Here is a 6000-nt window from a genome sequence, read left to right as displayed (position 1 = left end):
GGCAACTTCGAACGCAACTGCAATTGTTCTTCACGGTAGATCCGATAAGCTTGATGCCGCCCTAACTGCCAACCCTCTCGCCCCAACAATACATGGATGCGCCGATAACCGTAGCGCACACGGGTGCCGGCAATTTCATGCATGCGCCGGCGCAGCGCCAACTGCGGATCCCTGACGCTGCGGTAGTAATAGTTGCTGCGCAAATGTTGCATCAACCTGCAGGCCCGACGTATCTGAATGCCGTAGTGACTGACGATATAGTCCACTACTTCATTCTTCAACGCGGGCCGGGCCATTTTTTTGCAGCGACATCCTGCAAGATCGCTTTATCCAGACTCAGCTCCGCAACCAGCTTTTTGAGCCTTGCGTTTTCCTCTTGGAGTTGCTTGAACTCACGGACCTGATCCGACTGCAAGCCGGCGTATTGCTTCTTCCAGCGATAAAACGTCTGTTCCGAAATACCCACGTTGCGGATCACTTCGGCAACAGGCATTCCTAGTTCCGCCTGCTTCAGCACCGCCACGATCTGCTCCACTGAAAAACGCTTTTTCTTCATGGCAAACCTCCTTTTCCGTTAAGGCACAGTTTGCCGAAAAACTCAATCCAGGTTCGGTCCGATTTCGTCGATGCAGATCACTTCGGCGTTCTGAAGTCAGGCCAAGCCTATCTCTTTTCGGAAGAATCAAAAACATCGAAGAATTGATGCACAAGACGGTATTTATATTCGGACACATGAAGGATGGCTGTTTCTGGCCTCAGTAATCGACCTGTTCTCTCGTCAAGTAATTGGTTGGTCAATAGGGCCTTTATTCGAAGCGCTCAAACGATGCAGGCTGAACCTGGCTACTTGACTTGTGTTTCGGTGTAGTAGCCGCTGTCGACCAATACCTTTTTCCAGTTATTGCGGTCGACACTAACTGGCTTCAATAGAAAGGCCGGCACAACCTTGACACCGTTGTTGTATGTTGTGGTGTCGTTGATCGTCGGCTGTTTTCCCGACAACATAGCGTCAACCATGGAAACAGTAATTTTGGCTAAATCACGCGTGTCCTTGAAGATGGTGGATCGTTGCTCACCTCGGATGATGGACTTGAGCGAAGGTATTTCCGCATCTTGGCCTGTAACGACAGGCATCGGTAATTTCGGTGTACCGTAACCAACTCCTTTGAGCGAGGAGATGATGCCGATGCTCATTCCGTCATATGGCGACAGCACCGCATCGACGTGTGCGTTGGTGTAATAAGCACTTAGTAAGTTGTCCATACGGGATTGCGCAGTCGCGCCATCCCAACGCAACGTGGCGACTTTGCCCATACCAATCTGTTTGCTGCGCACAACCAGCATGCCTTTGTCGATGTAGGGCTTGAGCACTGACATGGCACCATTGTAGAAGAAAAATGCATTACTGTTATCAGGCGAACCACCAAAGAGTTCAATGTTGAACGGGCCTTTGCCTGACGTTAGATCCAGTGATTTTTCGATGTAAGAAGCCTGCATCACACCGACCTGAAAGTTGTCGAATGTTGCATAGTAATCGACGTTCTTGGTCTTTCGAATCAGACGATCATAGGCGATGACTTTAATGCCTTTGTCTGCTGCTTTCTGGAGTACCTCAGACAAGGCAGTGTCGTCGATGGCGGCGATGACCAGCACTTTCACACCCTTGGTCACCATGTTTTCGATTTGCGCCAGTTGATTTGGAATGTCGTCTTCAGCGAATTGCAGGTCAGTCTGGTAGCCCTTTTCCTTGAATACCTTGACCATGTTGTTACCGTCTGCAATCCAGCGTGCCGATGATTTTGTCGGCATGGCAATTCCAATCAGAGCTTTGTTCTGAGCTCTAACTTGCACATTCATCGCCATCAGACTTATGCACAGGCCGAACGCCAGTCCGATCAACACCAATTTGAGTTTCATAATTTTGGTTTCCTCAGTTATTTGTTGTTTTACTCACAAATGCGAAGCGTGCCAAAATCACGGGGGGGGGGCGAGAAGATCAATGCTTCGCAAGGCTTCCACGATAATCATTAAAGCAATGTATCGCCAATGTTTTTTTCCGCAAAAGAAATATTGTTTTGAATATCGGTCTTTCTTGTGGGGGGTCTTTCAAATGATGTTCCAGATCCAATATCAATCACACCATGACTATGAGTAAATCGTCATGATGCAAATGCGATCTATAGCTCTCCAATGGTGTTTCCAATACAAGCCCTTTTCAAGGCTGGCCAACCCTCAATAAACCAAGAATATTTTCAATCAGGAAAAGTCGAAACATTTAATTATGCCGTAACAATTTTTTCAAATAATAGCCCCTTTCTTAACATGGATTTGCATGTGCATAGGGGACTATCAATGAATTTTTTTCTTAGTAAATTCTGCAAATTCAACGCCGCGCCTCATTGCTCTTCTATCACGATGATCGCTGCAACCATGATCACTTCACCTGCGGTCGCAGAAGATGCGAAGCAATTTACGAAAGTATTGGTCGACCAGTACGATAAACTGAGACAAAGCGATCCGAAATTCCAAGAAAAAAATCTTCAGATGGTTCGAGACATCATGAGCAACACCACGCAAGTACGGAAAGACCTTGCAGTTCGAGACAATGCCACCTTCAACATGGCAAACATGATGGATCGTGCCAAGGGTGGTTTGGATGCAGGACTATTTAGTGGTATTGGCGGTGAGAATGCTAATCCTTTCATGAATTCGGGCGATTTCTCACCGGGCAAATTGCACGAATATGGTAAGGGGATGTCTAACTCACCACGTCCTTGCGCTGCCAGCCTATCTGGTCACATTATGCCGCTTTTTGGTTGCTCGACAAGTAGTTCGTATCCGAGTGGTCACACTGCAAAAGCTACCGGTGCGTCACTTCTCGCAGCTTATTTGTTTCCAGAGCGTTTCCAGCCATTCATTGCCCGTGCTCAGGAATATGGCGAAAGCCGGATCGTGGCGGGGCAACACTATGCACTTGACGTGATGGCCTCCAGAGTGATGGCCTATAAAGCGGTCGCTGATCTGTTAGCGCAGCAGAGCCAAAATCCGACGAGTTGGCTTAATACTGCTGCTAATCCCGAACGGATACGCCAAAACATGGTGGAGCGGTGTGGCGGGATGGCACTTCAGGCATGCGCAGATAAGCGTACTGATAGTTTTTCTGATCATGATCGAAACAAAGCTTTTTACAATTACACGAAATATTATCGATTTGCGCCAATCGGCCCAACTGACAAGCCGATGATCGTGCCAGAAAATGCGGAATATCTCATTCAGACACGATTTCCTTATCTTTCGGCCGACCAACTCCGAGAGATCATTCGCACCACCTCTGATCCATCAGGGCAGATACTCGACGATCCTTGGAGTCGCATTAATCTCTTCGCAGCCGCTGATGGTTATGGTCGCTTCGATACCGATGTATCGGTAACGATGGACATGACCAAAGCCGCGAACCAAGCCAAGCCGGGCGCAGGCTACAATGCCACCGATATTTGGCGCAATGACATCGGCGGTACGGGCCGCCTAACCAAGGCGGGTGGCGGCGCACTGACGCTGACCGGTACCAATAGTTTTGGTGGTTTTACACTTCAAGCTGGTACGCTTACACTGACTGGCACGAACACCTTGACCGGTTCCTCCAATACCACAGGTGGGCAACTCGTCCTTGATCATGGCTCGCTTTCGACTAGAGGAGATCTGTCCGTATCAGACAATACCAAGTTGAGTCTTCAAGCTGCGTCGATTTCTGCCAGCGGACAACTGGATGTAGCAGCAACTACCGTTCTGCAAGGATCCGCCGCCATCACAGTTGGCCAAGGGCGGATGGGGTCCATATCCGGCACGATTAATGGCGGCGGAGGGCTCGTCAAACGTGGTGATGGGAGATTGTTACTGGCGGGAGCCAATAGTTTCTTGGGGGATGTGAAAGTTGAAAAAGGTACGTTGGCGCTCGGCACATCCACAGCGGCAGGGAAGGGCGATATCATTCTCGCCGATCAAACCACACTTGCCTATATCGACGGAATCAATGTCAAGAACCGGCTCGTCCTGGAGGGGGGGGGCAATCTCGACGTTGCCACTGGCCGTGCGACCCAGTCCGGCACCATCGGGGGCTCGGGAAATTTCCGGATTAGCGGCGCAGGTATTCTCGACATTACCGGTGATTTTTCTGGCTTCGGTGGCACGACCAGAATCTCCGGCACCACCGTTGTCGCCAACAATGCGTTCGGTGGCAAGGTTGCCATCGCCGACGGTGGCGTGTTTATCGCAAATGGGCCAACCATCGCAACAGTTGAAGTGGAAAAAAACGGGACATTGAAGGGATTAGGCAGTGTTGGCACAACTACCATTGGCACTGGTGGCGTCATCGCTCCGGGAAATTCGCCTGGTACGATTACCATCTTGGGCGATTTGACCTTTAAGGTTGGCGCGACGTACCAAGTGGAAGTCAGTCCTTCTGGTGAAAATAGCGATTTCATCAAGGTTTCAGGTCTCGCTCGTATTGACGGCGGCAATGTCCAACATGTCGGACTTGATGGCAATTATGCGCCTTTCGTTACTTACCGTATTTTAAGTGCTGACGGTGGTGTACAGGGAAGATTCGACACCGTCACCTCAAACTATACTTTTCTAACGCCCAATCTTGTCTACTCGGCCAATGCGATCGATTTAACGCTTGTACGAAACCGTACAACCTATGCCTCCGTGGCAGTCACGCGCAATCAGAAGTCGGTGGCGAATGCCCTCGATAGCGCGCCAGAGGCTAACGCAGTTAGCCGAAATCTTGCAACGCTGAATCCACCGTCCGCTCGTGTCGCTTTCGATTCGCTTTCGGGGGATATTCACTCTTCGATAGTTGCCTCCCTGCAAGAAGAAACAAAGTCAATTCGTACCGTCGTGTCCGAAAGATCACACTTTGGCGTTGATTCCGCTAAGGCGACTTTAATGTCCAACTCCGATGGGAAAAGCCTTTCAGACGATTCCTCATCAACTGTAAACACCAGTTGGGGTTATACGTTCGGTAACTTCGGGAGTCGGAAGGGAAATGATTCAACAATTGGAGTCGATACCAGCGGTCTATTGGTAGGAGCAGACATTCCTTTTATGCAGAATGCGCGACTCGGCATCATCGGTGGATATAGCCACAGCACCTACGACGCCGGAAGTCGTTCCGGTTCGGCCAACAGTGACAGTTATCATATTGGCCTTTACAGTTCAACAAAGGTTGATGGTATTTTACTTTCAGGCGGAACTGCTTATTCTTGGCACCAAATTACCAACCAGCGCTCTACATCGGTTGGAGATGGGCTGGTGGAGCGTGTGCGCGGCGACTACCATGGCCGTACCTTCCAGATTTTCGGTGAGGTGTCCCGACCATTCACCAATCACGTGGCAAGCCTTGAGCCGTTTGTCGGGGTTGCCTACGTTCGTACTGGCATCGACAACTTCCAAGAAGAGGGTGGCTTGACCACCCTGTCTTTCCCTTCGCAGAGTATTGACACAACCTTCAGTACGATCGGACTACGCAACTTAAGCACTTTTTCCATAGGCCAAACGGAAGCCGCACTTCGTGCCACGGTCGGTTGGCGTCACGCATTCGGCGATCGGGATGCGAGTCTTATTCGCCAGTTTTCCTCGGGTCCTAATTTCTCCATCGCTGGTGCGCCAATCGCCGAAGATGCCATACTTATTACTGGTGGCTTTGATTTTCAGGTAAATAGAAATACGAAAATTGGTGTCGCTTACAATGGTCAGTTCGGTGGTGGCACCAGAAGTAATGGATTAAATGTGAAACTTAACGCTAGCTTCTGATAGGTTTTTCCTCGAATGAGCCGAGATGGAACACTAGGCCATTTTAAGGGTTAGTTTTCGGCGTTAAATTTTCTTGGGCAAGGCCGAATGCCTTGCGAGCAGAAGAACGGAGCGATAGACGTGGCACTACTTGGAATAATTCGACACTGGTATTTAGAGACCGCGTCCCAATTAGAGAAATTGCCA

Annotated in this window: 2 protein-coding genes and 1 pseudogene; 1 reads left to right on the top strand and 2 read right to left on the bottom strand. The window is 49.6% G+C overall.

Annotated features, from left to right (window positions below; translation table 11 throughout):
* Together BGK68_RS28220 and chvE are read right to left on the bottom strand one after the other, a co-directional pair.
* Window positions 1-556 (bottom strand): annotated as a pseudogene (locus BGK68_RS28220) (transposase); the annotation flags it as partial.
* 287 nt (window positions 557-843) lie between these two features.
* Complete coding sequence (gene chvE / locus BGK68_RS08375; protein WP_233149446.1) at window positions 844-1863, bottom strand: multiple monosaccharide ABC transporter substrate-binding protein; 1020 nt, start codon at window positions 1861-1863, stop codon at window positions 844-846.
* Between the two features lie 327 nt (window positions 1864-2190).
* Between chvE and BGK68_RS08370 the strand changes: the two genes are divergently transcribed.
* The gene (locus BGK68_RS08370; RefSeq protein ID WP_083657763.1) at window positions 2191-5814 is read left to right on the top strand and encodes an autotransporter domain-containing protein; all 3624 of its coding nucleotides are present in this window, start codon (window positions 2191-2193) and stop codon (window positions 5812-5814) included.
* The last annotated feature ends 186 nt before the right edge of the window (window positions 5815-6000 follow it).

Origin of the sequence: Herbaspirillum camelliae (assembly GCF_001929405.1) — a bacterium.
GTDB classification, from domain to species: domain Bacteria; phylum Pseudomonadota; class Gammaproteobacteria; order Burkholderiales; family Burkholderiaceae_D; genus Herbaspirillum; species Herbaspirillum seropedicae.
This window is presented reverse-complemented; position numbering and strand designations above follow the sequence as displayed.

Bases quoted from the DNA above. Each gene is read 5' to 3' on its own strand.
- chvE (WP_233149446.1), bottom strand. From the start codon at position 1,863: ATGGCGATGAATGTGCAAGTTAGAGCTCAGAACAAAGCTCTGATTGGA.
- BGK68_RS08370 (WP_083657763.1), top strand. From the start codon at position 2,191: ATGGTGTTTCCAATACAAGCCCTTTTCAAGGCTGGCCAACCCTCAATA.